23 protein-coding genes are annotated in these 24342 nt (G+C 35.8%); 15 read left to right on the forward strand and 8 right to left on the reverse strand.

From position 1 onward, the window contains the following. The first annotated feature begins 20 nt into the window (after positions 1-20). Together LB450_RS02310 and LB450_RS02315 are read left to right on the forward strand one after the other, a co-directional pair. The gene (locus LB450_RS02310; protein WP_224486242.1) at positions 21-842 is read left to right on the forward strand and encodes a class I SAM-dependent methyltransferase; all 822 of its coding nucleotides are present in this window, start codon (positions 21-23) and stop codon (positions 840-842) included. 190 nt (positions 843-1032) lie between these two features. Then, positions 1033-1581, forward strand: a complete 549-nt coding sequence (locus LB450_RS02315) for an OmpH family outer membrane protein (protein WP_224486243.1) — start codon at positions 1033-1035, stop codon at positions 1579-1581. A 58-nt stretch (positions 1582-1639) separates the two neighbouring features. Here LB450_RS02315 and LB450_RS02320 read toward each other — a convergent pair whose 3' ends face one another. Next, positions 1640-2779: a DNA polymerase III subunit gene (locus tag LB450_RS02320; protein WP_224486244.1), complete on the reverse strand. Its 1140-nt coding sequence runs from the start codon at positions 2777-2779 to the stop codon at positions 1640-1642. Positions 2780-2859: 80 nt separating this feature from the next. On the opposite strand from LB450_RS02320, the gene LB450_RS02325 reads away from it, so the two are divergent. The 4 genes from LB450_RS02325 to LB450_RS02340 all read left to right on the forward strand — a co-directional run bounded on the left by LB450_RS02325 (position 2860) and on the right by LB450_RS02340 (position 6399). Continuing rightward, positions 2860-4041: a phosphoglycerate kinase gene (locus tag LB450_RS02325; protein ID WP_224486245.1), complete on the forward strand. Its 1182-nt coding sequence runs from the start codon at positions 2860-2862 to the stop codon at positions 4039-4041. Positions 4042-4107: 66 nt separating this feature from the next. Then, the gene (gene rnpA / locus LB450_RS02330; RefSeq protein WP_224486246.1) at positions 4108-4464 is read left to right on the forward strand and encodes a ribonuclease P protein component; all 357 of its coding nucleotides are present in this window, start codon (positions 4108-4110) and stop codon (positions 4462-4464) included. Beyond that, on the forward strand, positions 4461-6083 hold the full coding sequence (locus LB450_RS02335) for a S41 family peptidase (protein WP_224486247.1): 1623 nt from the start codon (positions 4461-4463) through the stop codon (positions 6081-6083). The genes rnpA and LB450_RS02335 overlap by 4 nt, the downstream gene beginning before the upstream one ends. Next, positions 6076-6399, forward strand: a complete 324-nt coding sequence (locus tag LB450_RS02340; protein ID WP_224486248.1) for a TraR/DksA family transcriptional regulator — start codon at positions 6076-6078, stop codon at positions 6397-6399. Before LB450_RS02335 ends, LB450_RS02340 begins: the two co-directional genes overlap by 8 nt. On the opposite strand, the gene LB450_RS02345 is transcribed toward LB450_RS02340, so the two are convergent. The 4 genes from LB450_RS02345 to LB450_RS02360 form a co-directional block, all read right to left on the reverse strand. Beyond that, on the reverse strand, positions 6396-6842 hold the full coding sequence (locus LB450_RS02345) for a GNAT family N-acetyltransferase (protein WP_224486249.1): 447 nt from the start codon (positions 6840-6842) through the stop codon (positions 6396-6398). The genes LB450_RS02340 and LB450_RS02345 overlap by 4 nt on opposite strands. Then, positions 6842-7738: a cation diffusion facilitator family transporter gene (locus LB450_RS02350; RefSeq protein ID WP_224486250.1), complete on the reverse strand. Its 897-nt coding sequence runs from the start codon at positions 7736-7738 to the stop codon at positions 6842-6844. The genes LB450_RS02345 and LB450_RS02350 overlap by 1 nt, the downstream gene beginning before the upstream one ends. A gap of 6 nt (positions 7739-7744) precedes the next feature. Then, positions 7745-8176, reverse strand: coding sequence for a ribose 5-phosphate isomerase B (gene rpiB, locus LB450_RS02355; protein ID WP_224486251.1), 432 nt, complete (start codon positions 8174-8176; stop codon positions 7745-7747). Positions 8177-9010: 834 nt separating this feature from the next. Next, entirely contained in the window at positions 9011-9250 is a 240-nt protein-coding gene (locus LB450_RS02360) for a DUF2007 domain-containing protein (RefSeq protein WP_224486252.1), read from the reverse strand. A 413-nt stretch (positions 9251-9663) separates the two neighbouring features. Here LB450_RS02360 and rnr point away from each other — a divergent pair, with 413 nt between their 5' ends. Together rnr and LB450_RS02370 are read left to right on the forward strand one after the other, a co-directional pair. Then, positions 9664-11886 (forward strand): ribonuclease R, encoded by a 2223-nt coding sequence (gene rnr / locus LB450_RS02365; protein ID WP_224486253.1) that lies wholly within the window; start codon positions 9664-9666, stop codon positions 11884-11886. Between the two features lie 219 nt (positions 11887-12105). Further along, positions 12106-12609: a GNAT family N-acetyltransferase gene (locus LB450_RS02370; RefSeq protein WP_224486254.1), complete on the forward strand. Its 504-nt coding sequence runs from the start codon at positions 12106-12108 to the stop codon at positions 12607-12609. A gap of 27 nt (positions 12610-12636) precedes the next feature. Here LB450_RS02370 and LB450_RS02375 read toward each other — a convergent pair whose 3' ends face one another. Beyond that, positions 12637-13086, reverse strand: coding sequence for a hypothetical protein (locus LB450_RS02375; protein ID WP_224486255.1), 450 nt, complete (start codon positions 13084-13086; stop codon positions 12637-12639). A gap of 190 nt (positions 13087-13276) precedes the next feature. Here LB450_RS02375 and LB450_RS02380 point away from each other — a divergent pair, with 190 nt between their 5' ends. The 6 genes from LB450_RS02380 to LB450_RS02405 all read left to right on the forward strand — a co-directional run bounded on the left by LB450_RS02380 (position 13277) and on the right by LB450_RS02405 (position 19338). Then, a complete protein-coding gene (locus tag LB450_RS02380) occupies positions 13277-13798 on the forward strand; it encodes a hypothetical protein (RefSeq protein ID WP_224486256.1) in 522 nt (173 codons plus the stop codon). Positions 13799-14578: 780 nt separating this feature from the next. Beyond that, on the forward strand, positions 14579-14755 hold the full coding sequence (locus tag LB450_RS02385; protein WP_224486257.1) for a hypothetical protein: 177 nt from the start codon (positions 14579-14581) through the stop codon (positions 14753-14755). Between the two features lie 107 nt (positions 14756-14862). Continuing rightward, complete coding sequence (locus tag LB450_RS02390) at positions 14863-15312, forward strand: hypothetical protein (RefSeq protein ID WP_224486258.1); 450 nt, start codon at positions 14863-14865, stop codon at positions 15310-15312. A 367-nt stretch (positions 15313-15679) separates the two neighbouring features. Continuing rightward, positions 15680-17524 (forward strand): PLP-dependent aminotransferase family protein, encoded by a 1845-nt coding sequence (locus LB450_RS02395; RefSeq protein ID WP_224486259.1) that lies wholly within the window; start codon positions 15680-15682, stop codon positions 17522-17524. Positions 17525-17794: 270 nt separating this feature from the next. After that, positions 17795-18163 carry an SRPBCC family protein gene (locus LB450_RS02400; RefSeq protein ID WP_224486629.1) on the forward strand — a complete coding sequence of 123 codons (369 nt, stop codon included), beginning with the start codon at positions 17795-17797 and terminating at the stop codon, positions 18161-18163. A gap of 266 nt (positions 18164-18429) precedes the next feature. Beyond that, a complete protein-coding gene (locus LB450_RS02405) occupies positions 18430-19338 on the forward strand; it encodes a histone deacetylase family protein (protein ID WP_224486260.1) in 909 nt (302 codons plus the stop codon). A gap of 707 nt (positions 19339-20045) precedes the next feature. Here the strand turns inward: LB450_RS02405 and LB450_RS02410 are convergent. Together LB450_RS02410 and LB450_RS02415 are read right to left on the reverse strand one after the other, a co-directional pair. Next, a complete protein-coding gene (locus LB450_RS02410) occupies positions 20046-20516 on the reverse strand; it encodes a CBS domain-containing protein (protein ID WP_224486261.1) in 471 nt (156 codons plus the stop codon). A gap of 96 nt (positions 20517-20612) precedes the next feature. Further along, positions 20613-22193: an amidohydrolase family protein gene (locus LB450_RS02415; protein WP_224486262.1), complete on the reverse strand. Its 1581-nt coding sequence runs from the start codon at positions 22191-22193 to the stop codon at positions 20613-20615. A gap of 278 nt (positions 22194-22471) precedes the next feature. Here LB450_RS02415 and LB450_RS02420 point away from each other — a divergent pair, with 278 nt between their 5' ends. Further along, a complete protein-coding gene (locus tag LB450_RS02420) occupies positions 22472-24250 on the forward strand; it encodes an ABC transporter ATP-binding protein (protein ID WP_224486263.1) in 1779 nt (592 codons plus the stop codon). The last annotated feature ends 92 nt before the right edge of the window (positions 24251-24342 follow it).

Below are 24342 nucleotides of genomic sequence, written 5' to 3' on the forward strand. Positions count from 1 at the left end.
TTCCACGTGGAACAATGCGTATGGATTTATCAAAACTTAAACTTAAAGACGAAGCGTTTACTAAGAAAGAGTTCAGTTTGACAACTGATAAAAATGGTGTTTTACAAACGATCCCTAAACCTAAAAATCTATCAAGTTACTATAATTTTGGAGGATATATTTCTCATCAGTCAGAGCAAAAAGATATAATTCACAGCATTTATAATTGGGTAAAACTTCAAATGTTCAGGACAAAATTGGGTTTGCTAGAGAAACACTTAAGTGAACTTAATTCTGTTTTAGATTTTGGATGTGGGACAGGAGAATTTATTTCTTACCTAAAATCAAATGGTATAAATTCTGAAGGTGTAGAGCCAACTTTGGTGGCTTATCAAAAGGCCATGGAGAAAAATATAGAAGTTTATAAGGATATAAATGAGTCGAAAAAAACTTATGATGCTATAACCTTATTTCATGTGTTAGAACATGTAGATGATTATGAAAAAACAATTCAGGATCTGAGTTCAAAATTAAATTCAAAGGGACTTATGCTTATCGCCGTTCCGAATTATAAATCTCACGATGCTGAATATTATAAAGAAAAATGGGCGGCCTGGGATGTGCCCAGACATCTTTGGCATTTTAATAGAAAAAACATAAAAGACATAGCTGGGAGATTTAATTTAGAATTAGTCAAAATAAGACCAATGCCATTTGATGCTTTTTATATCTCAATGGTTTCTGAATCTTATAAAGGCAATTCTAAAGTTAAGGGACTTTGGAGAGGATTGATTTCAAATTTAGAAGCTATCCATACCAAAGAGTACTCCTCAAACCTATTTTTACTGCAAAAGGGGCTGTAGATTAAATTCAATTTAGTTATGTAATGCTGTTACAAGGCTAACATAAAAATAAGCTCTTAAAACCGATTAAAATAAGTCTTTTTAAATAGTAAAAACTTATATAATAGTATTTAACTATAGGTTTTAATAATGTGTATAAATTTCTTATTCTCTGACATCTTTTTTTACATTTGCCCAAACAAAACATATCATGAAAAAAATAATTTTAAGTTTAGCTGTAGTAGGAACATTGATGTCTTGTAGTCAAGATAAAACTGCGTATGTCGATAATACCGTTTTGATTCAAGACTACTACAAAATGAAAACGACAGAAGCTAGATTCGAAAAGAAAAGTCAAGCCTTGTCTGACGAGTTAGATTCAGTTGCTGGTGAATTTCAAAAAGAAGTTCAGGAATACCAAGAAGGCATGAACAGAATGTCTGCAAAGCAAAAGGAGGAAAAACAAAGTGAGTTGATGCAAAAACAACAAATGCTGCAACAGCAACAACAACGTAAAAGTCAAATGTTAAGACAGGAAAGCGATCAAGCTATTGATTCGTTAATTTCGGAAGTTAAAGACTTCGTTGGAGACTATGGTAAAGAAAAAGGATATTCCTATATTTTTGGTTCAAACGAATCTGCTAATATCATGTATGCAAAAGAAGGCTTGGATATAACAGAGGATATTTTAGAAAAATTGAATGCTGGACAGGAAACTAAAAAAGAAGCTACAACTGAGGAGTCAACTACAAAAGAGTAAGTTGTAGTGCATTCTGAAGTATATAATTTATAAAGCCATCCGCCTAAATCGGATGGCTTTATTTTTTGTGAAGAAATCGAGTAAGTTGAAAAGATAGATCTGAAAAAATCAATTTTGCATTGCCATTTCTTTCCACATGATAAATAGCCGTTTCCAAAACTTCAAAGATTTCAGAAATATTAGCTCCTGATATAAATTCTGAAAATTTATCAAATTTAAATTTGATATCATAAGGTGATAAAAATACAAGGGATGTGGCCTTATAATTATTCAAAAGTGCTTGTCTGAAAAACTGAATACAGTAGTTAAGGAAGCGCTTCTGAGTTTCTCTGGTTTCAGAAGCCAGTTGATCTGACCAGTTCAATAGATCGATAACCACATGTTTGTTACCTTTAGCCTGAAAAGCACTTCGAACCCAAATTATGAACCATTTCTCAAACTGTTCATCGTCTGAATTATGCTCGGCTAAATGCAAAGCTTTAGAAAAACTACCATCGGCTTGTTGAGAGATTTTTAGAGCCTCTTTTTCGTTAAGGTCAAGTTTAGATATCAATCCTTTCACTATATCGGCTTCGCCAAGTGGTGGAAAATCTAAACGCTGACATCTGGACCTTATGGTGAGCAAAATATCTTCAGGAGATTCAGTAACTAAAATGAAATAGGTGTTGTTTGGTGGTTCTTCGATAAGTTTCAAAAGTTTGTTGGACGCAGCGGTGTTCATCTTATCTGCACACCAAACAATCATTACTTTTGGCCCTCCTTCATAAGACTTTAAAGAAAGTGATTTAACTACATTAGAAGCCTCTTCCACGTTTATAGAGCCTTGTTTTTTTTCAATGCCGATCTGTATATACCAATCGTATAAAGTTTGGTAAGGGTTTTCTAAAACAAAATTTCTAAAATCAGAAATAAAATCTTTAGAAACTGGGTGTCTGGAAGAGCTTGCAGTCTTATTGATAGGATATACAAAGTGCAAATCCGGGTGGGTAAGCTGATCCATAAAATTGAGGATAGATGATTCACGCTGAAGTGGTGAGTGATGAATCATTAATTCTCTTGCAAAAGCTATAGCCATTGGAAGAGTACCGGAACCTGAGGAACCCACGAATAATTGGGCATGAGGAACTCTGTTGTTTTTTAAACTAGTTCTCAAATGTTTTTTGAGATAATCCAATCCTAAAATACTGTCAAAAGTCATGATGCTAAAATAACAAAGCTACTAGCCTTTTGAAAAAATAATTCATTAATTTTGAAGTTAATTCAGAAAAAAAAAGAGTGATGAAAACAATTAATGATTTCGACTTTAAAAATAAAAAGGCCTTAATACGAGTAGACTTTAATGTACCTATCAATAAGGAATTTGAAGTAGCGGATAAGAGTAGAATTGAGGGTGCTAAACCAACGGTAATAAAAGTTCTAGAAGATGGTGGAAGCGCCATTTTAATGTCTCATTTGGGCAGACCTGAAGGCAAAGAAGAAAAATACTCCTTAAAACACGTCTTATCAGCGGTGTCTGATGTACTTGGTGTTAAAGTGAAATTTGTTGAAGATTGTATCGGTAAAAAAGCTGAAGAAGCTGCAGCAGATTTGAAACCTGGTGAAATCCTTTTGCTTGAAAATCTTAGATTTTATTCTGAAGAAAAGAAAGGAGATGAAGCATTTGCTGAGAAGCTTTCTAAATTAGGTGACATCTATGTGAATGATGCTTTTGGTACAGCACACAGAGCACATGCTTCTACAACAGTTGTAGCAAAATATTTTGAGGACAAAGCCATGGGAATTTTGCTTCAAAAAGAAATAGAAAGCTTGGATAAAGTATTGAATTCTTCAGAGAAACCAGTAACAGCTATACTTGGAGGAGCTAAAGTTTCTTCAAAAATTACGGTAATCGAAAATATTTTGCCAAAAGTAGATCACCTTATTGTCGGTGGTGGTATGGCATTTACTTTTATAAAAGCTCAGGGAGGAAAGATTGGAGAATCTCTTGTAGAAGATGATTTGCAGGATATGGCACTTGACATTTTAAAAAAAGCCAAAGAACAGAATGTTCAAATTCATTTACCGGTTGACAGTGTTGTAACTCAGGAATTTGACAACGATTCTGAAACCAAAATAGAAGATATCAAAAACATATCTGAAGGTTGGATGGGATTAGATGCAGGCCCGCAGTCCAGAGAAAATTTTGCCAAGGTTATCAAGGAATCAAAAATCATTCTTTGGAATGGACCATTAGGTGTTTTCGAAATGGAGACATTTTCTAAAGGAACTGTTGCACTTGGAGAAGCTATCGCAAAAGCAACTGAAGAAGGAGCATTTTCTTTAGTAGGTGGTGGTGACAGTGTTTCGGCCGCAAAGAAATTCGGTTTTGATACCAAAGTTAGTTATGTATCCACTGGAGGTGGAGCGATGCTGGAAATGCTGGAAGGAAAAAGCCTTCCAGGTATTGATGCTTTAAAATAAAAACACAACTTTATTAATTTCAAAAGCAATACCTTTAGAAGAGGTATTGCTTTTTAGTTTACACAAATGAATTTAAAGTCGTTCACTTATCCTGAAAAGGAAAAATTGAAATCCAGAAAGCTTATTAAAAAGGTTTTTGAAAAAGGAAAAACTATAAAATCCTATCCTGTCCTAATTCGCTATATTGAACTTGATGATGAGAATAATAAGGTAGGTGTAAGTGTTTCTAAACGCAATTTCAAAAAGGCAGTAGATCGGATACGCATCAAAAGACAGTTACGGGAAGCTTATCGATTAAATAAAGAGGATTTAACAAATTCTGGAAGCAAATTTGCAATTATGATTCTTTTTATAGGTAAAAAGGAAATACCTTCTAAAAAACTTAATAATAAAGTAAAAATGCTTTTAAAAGAAATCAGATGAAGAAAACAAAACTGATAATCCTAACAATTCTTGTTGCTTTAACTAGCTATGGATTTACAACTTACAAAAATGATTTTTTTGAGATCGCTAAGCAGATTGAAATCTTCACCAATCTTTATAAAGAAGTCAACATGAACTATGTGGATGAAGTGAATCCAGCAGAACTCATGAACACAGCAATTGAAGCTATGTTGAATGATTTAGATCCCTACACGGTCTATTGGAATGAGCAACAAATTCAAAATGCCAGGATTCAAAACTCCGGAAGTTATACAGGTATTGGCGCAGAAATCATCACTACATCAGAATCGATTTTAATTAAGAATTTGGTGAAAGATTCACCTGCAGATAAAGCCGGCCTTAAGATTGGAGATGAGATTATACAAATAGGAAATATAGACGTCGGTGATTACAATGAAGATGCAGGCGAATTACTAAAAGGAGCACCAGATACTGAGGTTATTCTGAAATTAAGAAGGAATTCAGCAACTGTGACACTAACTCTCAAAAGAGGAATCGTTGAAGAAAAGGCAGTTCCGTATTTCAAACTTTTGGGGAAGAACACAGGTTATATTGTACTTTCCAAATTTACTCGGTCGGCATCTTCAGAAGTGATTGAAGCTTTTCAGAAACTGAAAGAAGATGGAGCAACTCAAATTATCCTCGACTTAAGAAACAATCCAGGTGGATTACTGTCTGAAGCAGTAAACGTAAGTAATATTTTTATTGAAAAAGGGACAACAATTACGTTTACAAAATCAGCAATAGAAAAGTATAATCAAACCTATGCCACTCAAAATAAAGCTTTAGACACTCAAATTGAGATTACGGTCTTGATTAACGAAAATTCTGCTTCGGCAAGTGAAATCGTATCGGGGAGTTTACAGGATTTGGATAGAGGTGTCGTCATAGGAAGCAGAAGTTTTGGAAAAGGTCTGGTACAACGTCCTAAAAAACTAAACTATGGCACCCAGGCAAAAATCACCATATCCAGATACTATACACCTAGCGGTAGATGCATACAGGCATTAGATTATCTGGATGGAGAGAGTATTAGAAAAGACAAAAGTGAATATGCGGAGTTTAAGACCAAAAATGGTAGAAGCGTTTATGATGGTGGAGGAATAAAGCCGGATATTGAAGTAGGTGTTGAAAAAGAAAGCAAATTGATAAAAGCATTAAAACAAGAAAATTTGATCTTTGATTTTGCTATCAATTATGTCAACCAAAATAAAGAGTTAAGCACTGAAAACTTCAAATTAGAAAAAAATACTATTGAAGATTTTAAAAATTATATCCATCAGAAAGGCTTTAAATTTGAATCGGAAACCGATAAAAAAATTGAAGAGTTAAAAGCGGTGGCAACTTCAGAAGACTATCTTGGTAGCATGAAACCTTCAATAAACAACCTACAAAAAGAACTAGATAAAAAGAAAGAAAAAGCATTTGAAGAGGAAACAGAAACTTTAAAAAAATTAATTACTGAGAACGTTTTAAGAAAGCTTGGATATGATGCTGCTGTTTATACATATTATACGAAAGAAGGTGAAGTCATTAAGCAAGCTATAGCCATTTTGAATAATGAAGCGGGCTACAGAAATATTTTGGGATATGAATAAGGAAGAACTTAAAGATCATATTAGCAAAGAGATTGAAAGACTCGAAAAACAAGTAGCACAGTACAAAGAGTTAACAAAACCCATTTCACCTGAAAATGCTATAGGAAGAGTTTCCAGGATGGATGCTATCAACAATAAGAGTGTGCTGGAAAATGCCTTAAGAAAAGCAGAAGAACGCCTTTATAAACTCAAAGAAATAACCGATAAAATAGATGGTGATAACTTCGGGATTTGTAGGAAGTGTCATCAAAAAATTCCTCTGCAACGCGTCATGTTGAGACCTGAAAGCGGGCTTTGTGTAAGCTGTGCGAGCTAATGACTTTCTAATGTCATTCCAATATGAGGAATGCCGTCTTCCAGATAACCCTCTCCAGAAATGATAAAGCCATGACTTTCGTAAAATTTGATTAAATACTGTTGCGCAGAAATTTTAATTAAGGATTTTGGAAAAGTTTTGAGAGCAAATTCAATGCTGACTCTCATCAATTCATGACCTAATTTTTGACTTCTATGTGTTTCTTTTACAATAACTCTACCAATGCTAAGTTCGTCAAAATATGCACCTGGGGGTAAAATTCTAGTATAAGCAACTAGGGTTTTTTTAACATAAAATAAAACATGGTAAGCTTTATCATCATGACCATCGATATCCTGATACACGCAGTCTTGTTCTACAACAAAAACCTCTGACCTTAATTGCAGTATATCATATACTTGTTGGGTAGAAAGTTCAGAAAAAAGTAAAATTTTTGGAGTCATTAGTCTTGTACTATAATGTTTTTATTATCAGATTTATCGAATTCTGGCTGAATTGTGATATGGTTAATTCCGTACTCACTAAGTAGTATTTTTTCAATTTGAACAAGGAGTTTATCAAATTTAGATAAGGTAATATCCTCTTCAAAATCAATTTCGGCTTCAAGGTGCAATTCATTCTCATTCAATTGCCAAATATGAATATGATGCATGTTTTTAACAAGAGGAAGTGCATTAATTTTGGTAACGATATCTTCAATTTCAATATGAGTTGGTGTGTAAAGCATAAGTACTTTAAAAGAATTTTTGAAAAGATTGACACCAACAAAAATGAGGTAAACAGCGATTAAAAACGTTAATACACTATCTACCCAATATACCCCGTAAAATTTCATGAGCAAACCACCGGCGAGTACAGCAACAGAGGCAAGCATATCTGTAAGTAAATGAAAATAAGCTGATGTTAAATTCATGTTTGTTTTTCGATCTTTCAGCAAGAGCAAAACACTTAAGCCATTACCTACAATAGCTAAAGCTGAAAGCCAGATTACCAAATCAGAATTTATAACTCTTGGGTTGAAAAAATGAATAAAGGATTCCTTAATAAGGATAACAGCAATAATGATTAAGCTGGCAGAGTTAACAAAAGCAGCCATAATCTCGGCGCGTTTATAACCAAAGGTTTTATCGGAAGTCGCACTTTTAGCTGAGAATTTGGATGCTACATAACTAATAATGAGAGAAACAACATCGGTGAAATTGTGAAGTGCATCCGAAAGTAAAGCAAGGCTGCCACTAAGAAATCCGCCAACAACTTGTGAGACAGTAATTACAATGTTGAGAATAATAGAAAAAAGTAAATTTTTCTGCGAATTAGGATGGGAATGTGTGTGGCTCAAAATAAATTATTGACAAGAAATTTTATTAACCCTTCTTTCATGACGACCGCCTTCAAAAGGCGTATCCAAAAAAACTTTTACAAAATCCAGAGCATCTTCAATAGAAACAAATCTTGCTGGTATACTTAATATATTTGCGTTATTATGTTGTTTGGCTAAAGCGACTAATTCAGTATTCCAGCACAAAGCCGATCTTACACCCTGATGCTTATTTGCTGTCATATTTGCTCCATTGCCACTTCCACATATAATAATACCAAGGTCCGAATTTCCGTTTTCTATATCCTCTGCTACGGGATGAACAAAATCCGGATAATCTACACTTTCGTCAGAATCTGTTCCATGATTGATTACATCAAAAGATTGAGATAATAAATAATTTTGAATTGCATTTTTGAAAGTAGTCCCGGCGTGATCGTTACCAATAGATATTGTCATGAGTGTTGTTTTATAAATGAAGAATACAAAGTTAAGGTTAAATTCATTAATTATAAATTAAGGAGAGTTTTTATAGTTTTTACATTGATTTTCAATACTTTAAAAGAAAGCTATAAATCACAATTAACAAATGTGGATAACTTTCAAATAAGGGCGGTTTTTCAAGCTTCAATTTTGAAAAACTTGTGGATAACTTAAGTAAAAAAAGAGCTTTAAATGTTTTGTTTATTTAACTTAAAATGGGGGTAGATAAAAAACTGAATAGACCAAATTTTTAAGGACCAAATTTCGAAAAACTTTTGCGTTCACTTTTAGAAGTTTTCCACAAGGAAATGGAAAAAAGTTATTCAAAGATAGGTGTTAAAACTCAAATCAGAATTGTGTATAACTTTTTAAAACTAGCATGAAAATCAAAGTTTTAAATCAAAACTATAAACTCATAAAATGTGTATAAACTAAGTTATTGAAGAATCAAAATGAAAATAAGGAAAGTTTTCCAGTTATACACGAGCAATAGTAATCATCATATTTAATTTTAAAATTTATAAAAAAAGAATAATAGTATTATAGATTGTGGATAAGTGGAAAACGAAGAAAATTAAAATCAGGTTTTCAATGAACGATTTTATCTCAAACATGGAATTAAATTATGGAAATAAAAAAATAAATCTAAAAAATGAATAGATTTTAGATAGATGTAATACAGTATTTGAAGCTGATAAATTTATAACTTGAAGTATTTCTTAAGCTGATTATAAAAGCCTTTACCACTATTCTAAAAATAAAAATATAGATTTAAATCAACTGCGTATTTTATATACTTAATTATTGAGTTTAAACGATATGAAGATGATTTTGATAATTATAGTCTTCTAATATAGCTTTAGCTTCTTTTAGATCTCCTGGATGTACTTTCAAAAAAATTCCTCCTAAAGCATTGGAATAAAACGGAATAACTCCTATAACGGTTTCGTTTTGAAAGAAAAAGCGAATATTTTCTTTTTCAAGTAGAAGCTTTAGTACAGTATATTCGTGTGGATAGGTAAATACTGCCAGCTTGATAAAGTCATTCATTTTTTAAATTAAAAGTAAGAAATATAATCAGCTTATTTATAAGTTTATAGCAGATTTAATCTTTCTTAAGGCAAAGTTCAAAACTTCACCAAAGGTTGATGAAAACTGGATTCAACTAATGAAAATTCATGATTTAAAAAAAAGCGTATATACAGGTAAATACCTAAAAATCCTACCAAGAAGATTAGTATGAAAAAAGTATATATTCTGGCAGGTTTGAACATTTATTTAAAAGTATAGTACAAAATTATAAAAATATTAACAATAATTATTAAGTTAAAGCTAATTAATTGAAAGTTTAACATCATCTAATTGTTAAATCAATCAAACAAAGGACTTAACAAAGATTTAGTTTACCAACTTCGCATTCCAATTATAATATATTACATTTAGCCAAGATTATTTAACAACTTATGAGTAAAAAGAAAAAAGGGAAAAAACCTTTCCAGGCCCCAGACAATCAGGATGGAGGCTTATCAAAAAAAATTATAGACATATTCAAAAAACAATCAGACAAGAGTTTTGATTACAAATATGTCTTAGACAAATTAAAAATAGAAGATACCAAAACCAGAAATAAAGTTATTCGTCTTTTGGGACAATTGACAGCTAAAGGTCAATTGAAACATGTAGCAGATAAGAAATTTCAATTTGACGCTGAAGAAGATTTCCATACGGGAATAATAGATATGACCTCACGTGGAGATGCTTATGTCATTGTAGAAGACATGGAGCAGGATATTTATATTTCCAATAAAAATCTTAACCATGCACTAGACGGTGACGAAGTGAAAGTTTACGTCTTCAAAAAACGTGAACGCTCTAAGTCTGAAGGTGAAGTCATTTCTATACTTACAAGAAATAAAACAGATTTTGTAGGGGTTCTACACAAGCAAGAGAAATTTGGCTTTGTTGTCGTTGCCAGTTCAAAAATGTATACCGATATCTTTGTTCCTAATGATAAAATGAACGATGCAAAGGATGGATTGCTGGTAAAAGTTAGACTTCTGCAATGGAAAGATAAAGACGACTCCCCAAAAGGAGAAATAACTGAAGTTCTTGGGGTTCCAGGCGAACATGAGACTGAAATGCATGCTATTTTAGCGGGCTATGGATTACCTGAACAATTTCCACCAGAAGTGGAGGAATTTGCAAATGGTATTGATACCAAAATTCACCCTTCAGAAGTAAAAAAACGAAGAGATCTTAGAGATACCTTGACATTTACGATAGATCCGGCAGATGCCAAGGATTTTGATGATGCTTTGAGCTTCAAAAAAATGGATAATGGCAATTTTGAAATTGGAATACATATTGCCGATGTAGCGCATTACGTTCAGCCAGGTACTATTTTGGATGAAGAAGCTTACAACCGAGCAACCTCTATTTATCTGGTAGATCGTGTGGTACCTATGTTACCAGAAATTCTATCAAACGGAGCCTGTTCACTTCGACCAAATGAAGAAAAATATACCTTTTCCGCTTTGTTTGAAGTAACTAAAGAAGGTAAAGTAAAAAGTGAATGGTTTGGAAGAACAGTCACTTATTCCGATGCCCGTTTTGCTTATGAAGAAGCTCAGTACATTATCGATTCAGAAGACAAACACATTCCTGCAGAAGTTTCTTTGTCTAAAAAAGACTACGATGTTCAACCTGAAATCGTGGAAGCTGTGACGACTTTAAATAGTTTAGCTAAAACTATGCGTAAAAAACGCATGCAACAAGGTGCTATTTCATTTGATAAAGTGGAAGTTAAATTCCATCTTGATGAAGACAATAACCCACAAGGTGTGTATGTCAAAACCAGTCAGGATGCCAATAAATTGATTGAGGAGTTTATGCTTCTGGCCAATAGAAAAGTATCTGAGTTTATAGGTAAAAAGAAACCTAAAAAAACCTTTGTGTATCGTTGTCACGATGAACCTAAAGAAGATAGACTGGAAGCTTTAAATACTGTGGTATCTAAATTTGGTTATAATCTTAATTTTCAAAATAGAAAAGACGTTGCCAGAACACTTAATACCCTTTTGGAAGATGTGAAAGGTAAAAAGGAACAAAATCTTGTCGATACCTTAACGATTAGGACAATGAGTAAGGCTTATTATTCTACAGAAAATATTGGTCATTACGGTCTGGCATTCGACTATTACTCGCATTTCACATCGCCTATCAGGCGTTATCCAGATGTCATGGCACATCGTTTATTGCAACGCTATCTTGACCAGGAACCCAGCGCCAGTGAGACGGAATATGAAGAAAAATGCAAGCATTCCAGCGAAATGGAAAAATTGGCCACCAATGCGGAGCGGGATTCTATCAAGTACATGCAGGTGAAATACATTCAAGACCAAGAAGAAACCGAATTCAAAGGTGTTATTTCTGGAGTGACCGACTTTGGTATTTTTATAGAAATTATAGAAAACAAATGCGAAGGTATGGTAAGGTTAAAAGATATTTCTGACGATCACTACGATTTCAATGAAGAACATTACGCCATCATAGGCCGCAAAACCAAGAAGATGTATCAGCTTGGAGATGAAGTTTATGTGAGAGTGAAAAAAGCCGATTTAGTGAAAAGAACCATCGATTTTGAATTGCTAGGCTCTGTTGAAGAAGTAGCTATAGAAAGCGAATAAATTTAATAAATAGGATTTTAAAAGATCCAGGTTTATAAAAAGGCTATTTAATGAAGTTTAGACTTCATTAAATAGCCTTTTTTAAGCTTCAGTATTCAATAAATGGGTATTTATGGATTATGAGGAGTTAAAATTGAAATATTTAATGAATATAGCTATACCATTACTTACGAATAAATTCGTGGGATTAGACATAATTTTTAACCCTGGCACTAAACAATGAACATTACCTTCACCCCCATAAAAAAAGAAAATCTAGAGGAAGTCATAAAGATGTTTCAGGCTGCTGCCGATAAAATCAACAGGATGCATATCGACCACTGGCAGTACTGGAAAAATCCACCTTCAGAAAAGATAAAATGGGTGGAAGAAGGGATTCAAAATAAGGAATACTTTTTTGTTCAAAATGCTGATCAGGAGGTTATAGGAATGGTTCGCATACTGGATGAAGACCTACTCTACTGGGGCAAACAAAGCGAAAAAGCTAAATACATCCATTCCTTGCTGGTAAAAGAGAAATTCAATGGCAACGGAATTGGGATTCAAATTCTGAATAGAATAGCCAACGACGCTAAAAAACAAAATTGTAAATATTTGAGACTGGATGCAGATTCTACAAATCCAAAGCTTTGCAGGTATTACGAAAAACAGGGGTTCCAAAAGGTAGGTACTCAGAAATTAACCATATCTACCTACAATCTTTATCAAAAGGAACTGATCTGATATTTTTTCAAAAAATCTGTTTTTCTTTTAAATGACCTGCTCAATCACAAAGGAATTCCCATTAAAACTCAGTTCATCCCCCTCCTGCCTGCCCATCAGCAACTGTCCTATAGGCGTTACAGGTGAAATGGCATAAACCGTTTGGGCATCGGTTTGTAAAGCACCCAAACTGACGGCTATAAAATAATGAGCCTCGGACGTAAAAACCAAACTGCCCACTCCTACTTTGCCAGGTCTCTCCTGAATATTTATTTTAGAAAGCAATGTTCTTAATTTCTCAATTTCTGCGAGTTGCTGACCTGCTTTTTCGCGTTCCAGCTGAAGCATGGCCCTGCCCGTTTCATGCTTATCGCCCGCACTGCTTTTGGTTTCAGAAAGCAGGCTGTTATGAATATCTGCAATGTGGTTTTGAATGCTATTGCGACGTTTCTCCACGAGCTCTAAGCATTGATGATATAACTTTGGTTTAATATTCATAAACGGGCTTTAACTTGATTTCAAAAGTTGATAAATATAGGGTACTCCATGCAAACCTGGACTTGCGTATGGGCAGAAAAAATCATCATATCATCCTTGACTACAGTTCAGAATATTTGTAATTTTTAACATTATTTCAAATTCAGAAAAAATATAGTTAAATTGAACATGAACATAAAAAAACAAAATCATGAAAAATCTATTTAATAAAAATGTATGGACTTACACCATGAGTTTATTAGCCTTCGTTTTTATTGCCTGTAATAGCAATCCCGTAGACAGCGATGAGTATAAAGCAATGGTGGCAGAACACGAGGAAATGAAAGGAACTCATGAATTCATGAAAGAAACCTATGAAAAAATGGATGACATGCATGAAGAAATGAAGGAAAAATCTGATCAATATTCTGACCTGCCAGAGATGGATAGCATCCATTCAAGCATGCACCAAAAGCATAAAATTAATCAAGAGGAGCATTATCAGACCATTCAAACCCATGAAGGTCTCCTTCAGAAACATCAGGAAATGATAGAAAAGCATGCCAATGAAGATGTCGATAAGGAAACCTTTGAATTAGAGTTTGAAACTATATTAGAAGAACAAAAACAAATGAAAGCAGACCACGAGCGCATGATCGAAGAACATGAGAAATTAAGGAACGAACATGACCAAATGATGGAAGCTCACGCCTCTGCTATGGAAGAAATGTAGTAGTGAATAAAACTTTTTTAAACAATGTATGATCAAGGCATGCGTCTTAGCGGGTGCCTTTTTTTATTCTGAACCTGCCTTCCAAGGAACGCTGGCAGGTTTGCCTCTACTCACTTAAAAATCATTCAGACACATTTCCTAATGCTTTGTTGTGCTACCGGTGTGTTGTACCTACGGCACAATTGGATCTATCATTATGTTTGGTGCTACCGATGTGTTGTCCCTAACGGGACAATTTTCTTGATTGCTTTCAGACCAACCCGAGAGGATATATAATTTAAATCTTTCTTATCTGTATTTTATTGTGTCCCGCTAGGGACTTCATATGTGTGTATTAATAATATATGTTGTACCTACGGCACAATTGGATCTATCATTATGTTTGGTGCTACCGATGTGTTGTCCCTAACGGGACAATTTTCTTGATTGCTTTCAGACCAACCCGAGAGGATATATAATTTAAATCTTTCTTATCTGTATTTTATCTTGTCCCGTTAGGGACTTCATACAGGTAAACTGCTCTTACACCTTGCCTTATTGTCCAGTTAGGGACTATATATAGGTGTCTCTTATTGCTACCGAGAGTTTGTCTCTTTCAGCAGATAGGCGTTTCGTGCGTCTCTGTCTCAACTTCGGCAGGTACAGTCTTATCAATATTATTTAATTTATACTTAAGAAAACAGAAGTTAATCGGAAGTGCCCCTGGAAATCTTTTACATTCGATTTAATTAATCAGAGTTTGACTTTTATAAAAACCCGTGTAACTAAAATCATCGCATCATGGCTAAAAGAACCTCGGTAAACGACGTTAAAGAGATTGAAGATTTAGACAAGTTAGACAAAATCGTGCAGGACAAACGCAAACACAAACGCGCCGGCGACAAGAAAGAACGCCGAAACCGCCATTACGTCAAACTTCTCATCAAACAACAAATTACGCATCAGGAGGAGGAATGAGATTTGTTCTGAGCTTAATCAAACCTAAACTTTTTATAAATAATTTGAATTTTCTAATTCATAGATAATTATTGTAATTTTGTAATGCTCAAAACACTCATTATCAAATGATACGAGTAAAAATATATAGATTTTCAAAGATTTTATCAAAAGTCTTTATAGGTTTTGGGATTGTCATTTTATTGCTTGGAATTTTTACTGTTATTAAATCAATGACTAGTGAATTCAATACAGAATTCCTTTCAGGAGACTGGAATGCAGTTTTAAATATAATTCAAGGCATAGTTTTTATAACTTTAGGAACACTCAATCTTACAAAAGGTAAATACTTTATCGAATGGAATGACTCTCAGCTTAGATTTTTACTTCCGGACACTAAACAACTTGAAAAAATAGAGTTTTCTGAGATAAAATCAGTCAACATAAAACTATTTGAAATCGAACTTCAATGCGACAATAGAAAACACACACTCGATCTTAATAACCTAGAAGACGAAGATTTAAAGAAGATAAAAGCTAAATTTAAAAGATTTAAGAAAAGCCTGGAGCTTGCTTAATCACATTAAATCACCAAAAAATTTCCTTATTACCATTATACAAAAAAAAATTATAGGAACATTGCTTTTAGTTTCTGGTATAATTACAAGTTATTTTACCCAACCCAATGCTATTGCATATATATCTGGAATTCTGGTGGGGATTAGATTTTCATTTATAGTTTTTGCGAAAAACACCTCTAACAAGAAGTAAACCTCTTAATTTGGTTTTACGCTATTGTTGCCTCCAATTATAATAGCCAAACAAATGTCAACCTTCTGCAATTCAAAAACTCAATCTTAAATCCCCCAACCCAAAACATCTTGTTAAGACCACCAGTAGAGCCCATAGAAATCTTTAATTTCGCATTTCCAAAAAAAGAAGAACATGCAAGACCAAAACCTGCTCACTTATATCGAAGACTTACTTAAAAATGTACCTACCGATTGGTTAAGGCTCACTACCCACCGACTCGATATTTACAACGAAAGTATGGCCAAAACAGAGTTCATAGACCAGTTGGAAGACTTGTACAAAAACGATAAGGCACACCAGTCTGACCTAAGTCAGCTTCCCACCGCTTTCGATTATATTCGTTTAGGGCATCCTTTGTCTTCAGTTTTGGAATGGGCTATTGCCCACATGCACGACCTTAAACCAGAACAAGTCATCAGTTTTTCTTCACAGACCATGCCTGTTTTGGCCGTACTCAGAAAGAATTTATTCGCTCATAAAAACACCCAAATCTTATACTCAGGCGAACAGCCTAAACACTTTGATTTTGACGCTTTAAAACGCGTGTATGGGTATAATTTTGAAGTCAGACAAATTGAAAGTGCAGATCAAATTCCTGACTTCGACGGAAGTACTGTTTTCATTTCACAAGAAGATCAATTAGGTCAGGCAGAGCTTTCTCCAGCAATCGACTTTTTCGTCAGTCTCCATCCCGGACTGGGAAGTATTATTCTGGTCGATACTGAAGATAATGCGGGCTATATTTCTGAAATTCAGCATGTGCGAAGAAGAGAAAGCATTGCGATGACCCCTGCCGATTCTTTTTCTGCTTTGCAGAGCTTGGTTGGCGTAAAGCCTTCCGTTCAGGTCAAAAAAGATGCTGTAAAGAACAAAGCAAGCGTAGTCAGATCCGTTCAGGACATCACAGCAACTCAATCTGATGTGTTGCTAGGGTCCTGCGGACTTTCAGTTCAATATGCCATCATGATGGGACTTATTGACGATGCTTTTCAAAAACACCCTGGAAAGAAAATCAAAATTATTGTACCACCCAACTGTTATGGCGGAACCAACGATCAGGCCAGACGTGTGGTCGCAGCCGTTGATAACGTAGATATTTTGGACTTGCCAGTGGATCGGGATAACGATATGGTGCAAAGCACCGACCAGGTTTTAAATCAGGTGGCTCAGCAAGATGCGGTTCCCTTCATCATTGCCGAAATCCCAACCAATCCCAGAGTGGAAGTTCCTGATCTTGAGAAATTGAGAGACGCGTTAAGTAAAACTCGAAAAACACCTTCAGGAGAAACCGCTATCGATCCTGTGTTTATCCTGGATCAAACCTTTTGCCCTAACGTACATTTTTTAAGCAAAGACGGGATTTTCTCTTCCATTCGAACTATTTCCTACGTGAGTGGGTCTAAATTCCCAAGCGGTGGAAAATGTACTGCCGGCTATTGTGTGGCCAATGAAAATGCAGAACACCTGATGCCTGCTATCGATAAGCATTTTCAACTTTGTGATAACGAAGCCACAGAGCTTCAGGTAGAAATCCTTGCAGAGCAATTGCCATCCATGAATCAAAGGATTGCAGATGCTTACGTCAATACACGTGAGTTTGTCAGTTTCATCCAAAAAGAATTACCAGAAGCCAAAATCAATTTCGTTCCCGATGAGGTGGTGGAGCAAGGATTTACGCCTTCTGTATTTTCGCTAGACCTGCCAACTAAAGGAAACACCGATGAGGAGAGAGAAGCTTATAAGAGAGCTCTCAATCAAAAACTCATCACCATGATGATTACAAAGATCCCTAACGAAAGCAAGCACTGCGTGAGTTATGGTCAGTTGAAAGGATGCTACTGGACTATCCCGGCCACTTCCACTCAAGGCACTACAAAAGAAGAGGACAAGGACTATATCGCCCGTGTCTCTGTGTCTCCAGACTTGGATTTGGAACGTCACAAAAAGGTTTTTTCAGACTTTGTAAAGCAGATATAATTTTTAGACAAAAATTAATTATACAGACTTTTCTCTGAACTCCTGCCTTCTCAATCCGTACCTAATCAAATTTGTGATTGTATTTATCTGCGTTGGCTTGAGTTTCCTGTGTCGGTAAACAATCGTCTCGTTTGTGCGTGTCAAGCTTTATTCTGATTTTGCCATCCTTATTTGAAACTTTTAAGGTCTTTAATTTTTAATAATTGTTTAATTTTAATCGCTCATTTTATGAAATACTAACTATTAGCGATAAAAAACATTGAAACCCAGATATTAATCGAGGCAGGTATCTCTACCGTTTGGAATGTACTTACAGATTTTGAAAAACACCCCGATTGGAATCCATTTATTAAATCAATACATGGAGAAACGGCTGTCGGAAACTATTTAACTGTTTCAATAAACCCTCCCGGAGCAAAAGGAATGACTTTTAAACCGAGGGTTCTAAAATTCGACCCTGAAAATGAATTCAGATGGAAAGGAGAGCTTGGCATCCAGGGTATTTTTGACGGCGAGCATTATTTTATTCTGAAGGAAGTGGACAAGAAACATACTCAATTTATTCATGGTGAAAAGTTCAGTGGAATACTCGTTTACGTAATGGGCAATGTTTTAGAAAAGACTAAACAAGGATTCTAACTGATGAATGAAGCCATTAAAAAACAGAGTGAAAGCTTAAGAAATACATCCGATAATAAATTAGATTTTTCTCTGTGATCTCTGAGTCCCAGACTACTAAAGCCGAACACAGTCAGGTCTTCGGTTTTTTTATAACCTAAAAAAGGGTTTTTGATTTAGCCCATTGTAAGACAAAACCGGATCTTTAAATTTTACCAAACATTTAAAAGCCTTTAGGGCAGAGATGATTTGGAAAAGCATTTATTTTGAGTTCGTTTTATTTAATTATGCTAAAAATCGCTTTTCATCCCATTTACAAACATTCATTGCCAGAGGGGCATCGCTTTCCTATGGATAAGTATGATCTTTTGCCGAAGCAGCTTCTGCACGAGGGCACCTGTGAGCAGGAGAATTTCTTTCAGCCAGAAATCCAGGAAGAAAACGAGAAGTATATCCGGTCAGTGCATACTGCAGCATACTTAAAGGAACTGTACAATGTGAGCATTGACCCTAGAAAGGCAAGAAAAATAGGATTCCCTTTATCTTCAGCTTTGGTAGAAAGGGAACGCATCATTACCGATGGAACCATTCAGGCCTGCAACTATGCTTTAGAACACGGGGTAGCGATGAATATAGCAGGCGGAACCCATCACGCTTATACAGATCACGGAGAAGCGTTTTGTATGCTGAACGATCAGGCGATTGGCGCTCAGTATTTGCTTCAGAATAAATTGGCGAAGCAAATTCTTATAGTCGATCTCGATGTACATCAGGGAAATGGAACGGCAGAAATCTTCCAGAATGAGGAAAGAGTATTTACCTTCTCCATGCACGGTAAAAGCAATTATCCCTTCAAAAAAGAAAAATCAGATTTGGACTTACCCATGGAAAATGATTGCGGGGATGAGGAATATTTGAAAGCGCTTCAATCTACTTTGCCAAATCTTATCCATCGGGTCAAACCCGATTTTATATTTTTTCTCTCAGGGGTGGATATTCTGGGCACCGACAAGCTGGGGAAGTTGGGTTGCAGTGTAGAAGGATGCAAACGCAGGGATGAATTTGTATTTGAGCTGTGCCTCAGGCACGAAATCCCTGTAGAAGTGAGTATGGGAGGCGGCTATTCAAAAGACATAAAAACCATTATCGACGCCCACGCCAATACTTACCGTATGGCGCAGTATATGTACTTTTAGACTTAAGATTTATATACGTAAGAACCAAGACTTAATTTAGGAATTAGGTTGTAGGATTAAGGTCAATAGGAAATTCGTCAATCAGTATTTAGTAGTAAGTAGTCAGTAACAAATTATAAGAACCAAATTTGAAATAAATCCTTTGATGCCTCGAAGGTTTCGGATTTAGAAACATAAAAAAGCCAAGCGAAAACTAGTCTTTGAAAATTGATAATCGTAGCCAAATAATATTTAATGTAAGACACAGATTACAGGGCGCTGCCCCTTCATTTCATCTCGATGTATTGTCTTATTAAGATATGTGGGGCGATGCCCCCTAAATTATCTTTTTTGAATCTTATTTGAGCTCTTTATTATTCAAACTAATTCCTGTCAGGGGCACTAGCCCTGATATCTTCATAAAAAACATGTGAAAGAGAAACAAGGGGTGTAACCCTGACATCTTAACTTGAGTTGAAATCAACTCACTAGTAAGTAAATCCAATAGCTATTGCTAGACTCAAGATATTAGGTTGTATGGGTAAGGAAATTCGTTATTCGATATTAATTTTTCATTATTCAGTATTTAGTAGAAAGTACTAGGTAACAAGAGCGTGAAAAAATTTAAGTTTAAGTAAACAGTAAATATAAATACCAGATTTAAAATTTCAGAAATAGTTTATTACAGAGTTTTACTCCCCTCCTCGGGAGGGACTGGGGGAGGCCAACTACTTATGTTTCCAGCTAAAACCCTTCAGCATCAAAGCTGTCCTTAAAATATCCTTCTGACTTACAATTCCGATAATTTTTCCATCTTCCACGACAGGGAAACGACGTCTTTTGGAGGTTAAAAATAAATTAGCGGCATCAAAAAGATTCATTTCTGGTGACATCACCCCCACGTCTTTCGACATGTATTTCTCCACACGGGTATCTTCCATCGGCATGTTGTAATACCGACTTTCAGAGATTTGTTTCACACAATCTCCTTCAGATATTATTCCAATTACGCATTTCCGATCGTCTACAACCGGCCCTCCTGAGACTCTGAATTTTATGAGTGTTTCTACTACTTCTATAATGCTCTGGTCTTTTTTGAATAAAATCATGCTTTGTGACATACAATCCCTAACGGTGATTTTTTCTGCCTTCGCATTGACATTGCCTACATGTTTTCCTTGAAAATTTTTAATACCCATAACTTATAATTTGATATTAAATTAGGTATAAAAATAATAATATGGCAATTTTATAAGTTAAATATTATCTGAATTACTTTAATTCCAGATCGGGAACTATTTCATCCCAGGCTGTTTTATCTCATAGCCTGTCTTATTCTTATCTTTTTCCACCATTTCTCTTACATCCTCAAGCAGTTGCTTAGCATCATAAATGATCCCGTCTTTGATGGTGTATTTCACTCCGCCTGCGCGTATAACTTCATTGTCCTCTGTCAGTTTGATAGCACCAGTTCCATAAAGCACTTTCAAATTTTCTAATGGATTTTCTTCAACAATCACAAAATCTGCTAGTTTGCCGACTTCAACACTACCAATTTCATCTTCCATACCCAATGCTTCAGCACCGTTTAAAGTTGCAGACATCATGATTTCCAGAGGATGGAAGCCAGCTTCTCTAAGCAACTCCAGTTCACGTACATAAGCAAAGCCATAGAGTTGAAAAATAAAACCAGAATCAGATCCAGTAGTGACTCTACCGCCTCTGTTTTTATATTCATTCACAAAAGTCATCCATAACTGATAGTTCTTTTTCCAGCTGGTTTCTTCTTCTGTTCCCCAAAAATGCCAGTATGAGCCATGTGATATTTTACTGGGTTGGTAAAACTCCCAAAGCGATGGCATCGTATAGTTTTCATGCCATTCTGCTCTTCTAGCCCGCATCAGGTCACGGCTTGCTTCATAAATATTGAATGTTGGATCTATGGTAAAGTCGAGTGCAATCAGCTCATTCATAACCTCGTTCCATCGGTCAGAATAAGGCGGTGCAGCCTGCTCCCATAATTTCCCTGCTTCAGAAAACCTATCCTGCTCATTGTTGTAATTATAATCCAATTTGTAATGTTGGACTGTTCTATCTGTAAACAGAGCTTCAGGCAATCCGTACCAATGTTCCATGCTCGTTAATCCTGCTTCGGCGGAGTTTACCACATTCCATCGGGCAACATCCATTTGTGCGTGATGCATGGCAGAACGAAGCCCTAAGCTTTTGTTTTCTTCCAGGGCTGCCTTCATAATTTCAGGACTAGCTCCAAAAAACTTAATTCCATCTGCCCCTTTTTTAGCGTTATCCTGAACCCATTTTTTGGCCATTTCAACCGAACTAATAGGGGATTCACTTCCTTGACCAAATTCGGTATAAGCCTCAATTCTTGGGGCTGTAATTTTATTTTTAGCAGATTTTGCTTTGTGATCCAAAACCCAATCTATCCCATTTCCTGAGTATGGATCTCGTATGGTTGTAATCCCGTGTCCCATCCATAATTTGAATACATATTCGGCAGAAACGCCTTGAGCTTCCCCTCCAATATGTCCGTGCATATCGATAAAACCAGGTAATAAATACATTCCGGATGCGTTCAATTCCTTGCCGCCAGGCCTAAGTTGTGGTCTATCAGTTTCTTTAATCTCCACCCCGGGATAGCCTACCGTTTCGATTTTCGTTATTTTATTGTCTTCCACTACTATGTCTACAGGACCAATTGGTGGTGCCCCATTTCCATTGATTAACGTCACTCCACGAATTATAAATTGTGACCAGGGCCCTTCACCTTCAGCTCTTTCTGGTGCGCTTTCGATTTGTGCCCACACAGGAATTTGAATGAGTAGAATAATCAGTGATAGTAATAGATTTCTCATAATTGTCTTCTTTAAAAACTTAAAGGTAGTAAAGTTTATAAGCCTGCCTACCCACTTTTTCTGCAGAAATTCCCAAGCTTAGGGTTCTGCCTTTGAAAGATAATCAAATTCATTTTTCTTTTTTCTGTTGAACCTGCCTGCCTGTCCGACACACAGTCGGACTTGATACTGCTAGACTATTTGTTTTCGATAATTTTTAAGACTTTTAAGTTAAGTTGATAGCTTTGTAAAGGGCTTAAAGTTAACTTTGCTAACCAAGACAAGAAGAAAATTCAAGAATGGCTAAAAGAAAAAAGGAATCTGATCTCCCTAAAGTAAAACTCAACAAGCAGAACCTCAAAAAATCCTTGCGTCTTTTTTCTTACATCGGTCCTCATAAGTGGAAACTCATCATCGGAATGATTTTTCTTGCATTTACCGGACTTACGGCATTACTGTTCCCGAAATTGATGGGAGATCTTATAGAAACCGCAGACTTCTCTTCTGAAGATATCAATAGAATGGGACTTCTTCTTCTGGCTCTGTTTACCGCTCAGGCCATTTTTTCCTTTTTTAGAGTGGTCTTATTTGTGAATGTTACAGAAAACATGTTATCTGCCATCAGACAAGACACCTATAATACGCTTGTTAAAATGCCGATGCAATTCTTCTCTTCACGACGCGTAAGCGAACTGAACAGCCGAGTTGCTGCAGATATATCTCAAATACAAGATACCTTTACCACCGGTATCGCTGAGTTTTTGCGACAAATGATCATTGTTATCGGTGGGATTGCAGCCTTGTTTTTTGTATCGGTAAAACTGTCTTTATTGATGCTGGCAACCATTCCCGTTTTTGCCATAGTGGCTGTATTTTTTGGAAAATTTATCAAGAAACTATCTAAGGAAGCCCAGGACAAAGTCGCCGATTCCAATACTATTGTTGGGGAAAGTTTACAAGGCATTGCCAATGTAAAAGCGTTTACAAACGAAGCCTTTGAAATGCTGAGGTATAAATTTGCGGTCAACGACATCAAAAAAATTGCGATAAAAGGTGGGCTTGCTCGTGGTGCTTTTTCATCGTTTATCATCTTTTGCATTTTTGGTGCTATCGTACTTTTGGTATGGTATGCTGTCAAACTTCAGAATGTTGGAGAATTAAGCCAGGCCGATTTGATTACGTTTATTCTGTACACCATTTTCGTGGGGGCCTCTATAGGTGGATTGCCCATTCAATATGCACAAATTCAAAAAGCGATCGGTGCGACAGAACGCGTTTTTGATTTGATTGATGAAGAGCCTGAAGTCATAGAAGAAGAATCCTCACCACAGCCTATTCACGGAAAATTGAGTTTCAAAAATTTAGAATTTGCCTATCCTACCCGACCAGAACTCACTGTATTGAATAGGATTAATTTCGAAGCTCAAGAAGGTGAAACCATCGCCATAGTTGGTCCTAGCGGCGCAGGTAAATCCACTATAGCCTCTTTGATTTTGAGATTTTATGAACCTCAAGGAGGACAAATGCTACTGGATGAAGTACCCGCTTCAGAGTTTACCTTACATGATTTAAGGAGCCAAATGGCGATTGTTCCCCAGGATATATTGCTTTTTGGAGGAAGTATAAAAGAAAATATCGCTTATGGTAAGCCTGAAGCTACTGATGAAGAAATTCTGGAAGCTGCCAAAAAAGCCAATGCTCATGAGTTTATTATGTCTTTTCCAGAACAGTACGAAACGATTGTTGGAGAACGTGGCGTTCAGCTTTCCGGAGGTCAGCGACAGCGAGTAGCCATTGCCAGAGCGGTTCTTAAAAATCCTGTCATTTTGATTTTGGATGAAGCCACAAGTTCGCTGGATTCAGAGTCGGAGCAACTGGTTCAGGAAGCCTTGGATAAGCTGATGCAGGGCAGGACGTCTTTTGTGATTGCCCACCGATTGTCGACTATCAAAAATGCAGATCAGATATTGGTGTTAGAGAACGGCGAAATTCATGAGAAAGGAACCCATGCTGAGCTTTTAGAAAAAGAAAATGGATTATATCATAAATTGATTCAGCTTCAAATGGAACTCAATTAATGTTTTACAAGTTTTGTATCATGAGTAGGGATTCCACTCATAAATCTAAAGAGATTAAACCCACCTGTGTGTCTTGAGCGAACAGGTTCAGA

Origin of the sequence: Psychroflexus curvus (genome assembly GCF_020164585.1) — a bacterium.
GTDB classification, from domain to species: domain Bacteria; phylum Bacteroidota; class Bacteroidia; order Flavobacteriales; family Flavobacteriaceae; genus Psychroflexus; species Psychroflexus curvus.

What these genes read in the sequence shown, in the direction of transcription:
- LB450_RS02340 (WP_224486248.1), top strand. Translation starts at nt 6,076, where the DNA reads ATGAATAAGGAAGAACTTAAAGATCATATTAGCAAAGAGATTGAAAGA.
- LB450_RS02405 (WP_224486260.1), top strand. Translation starts at nt 18,430, where the DNA reads ATGCTAAAAATCGCTTTTCATCCCATTTACAAACATTCATTGCCAGAG.
- LB450_RS02335 (WP_224486247.1), top strand. Translation starts at nt 4,461, where the DNA reads ATGAAGAAAACAAAACTGATAATCCTAACAATTCTTGTTGCTTTAACT.
- LB450_RS02390 (WP_224486258.1), top strand. Translation starts at nt 14,863, where the DNA reads ATGATACGAGTAAAAATATATAGATTTTCAAAGATTTTATCAAAAGTC.
- rpiB (WP_224486251.1), bottom strand. Translation starts at nt 8,176, where the DNA reads ATGACAATATCTATTGGTAACGATCACGCCGGGACTACTTTCAAAAAT.
- LB450_RS02370 (WP_224486254.1), top strand. Translation starts at nt 12,106, where the DNA reads ATGAACATTACCTTCACCCCCATAAAAAAAGAAAATCTAGAGGAAGTC.
- LB450_RS02360 (WP_224486252.1), bottom strand. Translation starts at nt 9,250, where the DNA reads ATGAATGACTTTATCAAGCTGGCAGTATTTACCTATCCACACGAATAT.
- LB450_RS02320 (WP_224486244.1), bottom strand. Translation starts at nt 2,779, where the DNA reads ATGACTTTTGACAGTATTTTAGGATTGGATTATCTCAAAAAACATTTG.
- LB450_RS02415 (WP_224486262.1), bottom strand. Translation starts at nt 22,193, where the DNA reads ATGAGAAATCTATTACTATCACTGATTATTCTACTCATTCAAATTCCT.
- LB450_RS02310 (WP_224486242.1), top strand. Translation starts at nt 21, where the DNA reads ATGGATTTATCAAAACTTAAACTTAAAGACGAAGCGTTTACTAAGAAA.
- LB450_RS02385 (WP_224486257.1), top strand. Translation starts at nt 14,579, where the DNA reads ATGGCTAAAAGAACCTCGGTAAACGACGTTAAAGAGATTGAAGATTTA.
- LB450_RS02325 (WP_224486245.1), top strand. Translation starts at nt 2,860, where the DNA reads ATGAAAACAATTAATGATTTCGACTTTAAAAATAAAAAGGCCTTAATA.
- LB450_RS02380 (WP_224486256.1), top strand. Translation starts at nt 13,277, where the DNA reads ATGAAAAATCTATTTAATAAAAATGTATGGACTTACACCATGAGTTTA.
- LB450_RS02420 (WP_224486263.1), top strand. Translation starts at nt 22,472, where the DNA reads ATGGCTAAAAGAAAAAAGGAATCTGATCTCCCTAAAGTAAAACTCAAC.
- LB450_RS02345 (WP_224486249.1), bottom strand. Translation starts at nt 6,842, where the DNA reads ATGACTCCAAAAATTTTACTTTTTTCTGAACTTTCTACCCAACAAGTA.
- rnpA (WP_224486246.1), top strand. Translation starts at nt 4,108, where the DNA reads ATGAATTTAAAGTCGTTCACTTATCCTGAAAAGGAAAAATTGAAATCC.
- LB450_RS02410 (WP_224486261.1), bottom strand. Translation starts at nt 20,516, where the DNA reads ATGGGTATTAAAAATTTTCAAGGAAAACATGTAGGCAATGTCAATGCG.
- LB450_RS02395 (WP_224486259.1), top strand. Translation starts at nt 15,680, where the DNA reads ATGCAAGACCAAAACCTGCTCACTTATATCGAAGACTTACTTAAAAAT.
- LB450_RS02315 (WP_224486243.1), top strand. Translation starts at nt 1,033, where the DNA reads ATGAAAAAAATAATTTTAAGTTTAGCTGTAGTAGGAACATTGATGTCT.
- rnr (WP_224486253.1), top strand. Translation starts at nt 9,664, where the DNA reads ATGAGTAAAAAGAAAAAAGGGAAAAAACCTTTCCAGGCCCCAGACAAT.
- LB450_RS02375 (WP_224486255.1), bottom strand. Translation starts at nt 13,086, where the DNA reads ATGAATATTAAACCAAAGTTATATCATCAATGCTTAGAGCTCGTGGAG.